This window comes from Synechococcus sp. H55.10, from assembly GCF_047502715.1.
Classification (GTDB): Bacteria; Cyanobacteriota; Cyanobacteriia; order Thermostichales; family Thermostichaceae; genus Thermostichus.
The window spans coordinates 1-1,068 of sequence record NZ_JANSJJ010000063.1; the positions used below are offsets into that span (position 1 = coordinate 1).

A 1,068-nucleotide genomic window follows, 5' to 3' on the forward strand; every position below is an offset into this window, starting at 1 on the left:
GAAGGTATCTCGATCTACGGCCTTGTAGGTAACCCCAAACCCCCCCTGCCCCAGAAGGCCCAGGATTTCGTAGCGCCCCCGCAGAATGGTTCCCGGCTTAACCTTGTCGTCCATGATCCAGCTCGCCCCGCTGTGATCTTGGTCACGGCAAGCTGGCTCGATTCTGCCACAGGCTGCTCGCCTGCAGCGAGCTTGCCCCTAGTCCTGCACGTACTCTTCACCGGAGATCAAGGCTGCTTCTGCCTTCTGGAACTCCCGCCCTAGGTAGGCAGCGTGGCTAAGCTGGGAGACGACCTTTTCGCTTTCTTTTTCAAAGATCTGGACACACAACTCCTTGGCCGTCCGCCCGACGTACACCCGCTGTGGGGAGCGATTGACTGGCCCCCGCGCTGGGATCACCGCCCCCGTCTCCGGGTCGGTGGCCAGTCCCCGCTCGTTGATCACGGTGCTGTAATACTTGGCGCAAATGAGCTGCTGCTGCCGATCATCGTAGATAACAAAGTAGCCTGCCGGATCGAGCTCCAGGGGTCGGCGGGAAAGCTGGTCATCAATGCAGCGCACCTGCTCCCGCAAAGACTCAGAGGAAAAAGACGACATGGTAAAGTTGCCAAGAAGCTCACAAAACGGGTGCCAACGTAGCCAAGACTACCTTACATTATCCCCATTGTGGCTGAGAAATGGGCTCCCTGGCGAGTTCGATTGCTGCAGAAAAAGCCCCCTTGTTGGCCAGGGTTTTGGTTAAGCAATTGGCGGCGGCTTAAAGCAAGTTCAGTGGAAAGGCGGATGCTTGCCAGTGGGAGCTGAGATTACGCTAGAGGCAGCGAGCTAGGGATAGTCTCTGCCAAGATGCAATCGGCCCAAGCTGAGAGGCTAGTGGGGGGTGGAATCCCTGAGATAACACCTTCTGGAGAGCAGGAGCCGGCGGGCCATCTCCTCATCGTGGACGATCAGCCCCACAGTCGCCTGTTGCTGGGGGATCTGTTGGAGAGCATTGGCTATCGCGTCAGCGAGGCGGAAAACGGCCAGCAAGCCCTGCAGATGCTGCCAAGCTTGCAGCCGGATCTGATC

At 58.4% G+C, this 1,068-nt stretch carries 2 protein-coding genes; one reads left to right on the plus strand and one right to left on the minus strand.

The genetic code is table 11. The annotated features are described in order from the left end of the window. Positions 1-198: 198 nt before the first annotated feature. Positions 199-597, minus strand: a complete 399-nt coding sequence (locus NW858_RS05035) for a DUF4346 domain-containing protein (protein ID WP_414520036.1) — start codon at positions 595-597, stop codon at positions 199-201. 249 nt (positions 598-846) lie between these two features. Between NW858_RS05035 and NW858_RS05040 the strand changes: the two genes are divergently transcribed. After that, positions 847-1,068 (plus strand): response regulator (locus tag NW858_RS05040; protein WP_414520037.1); only part of this gene is annotated, 222 nt, incomplete at its 3' end.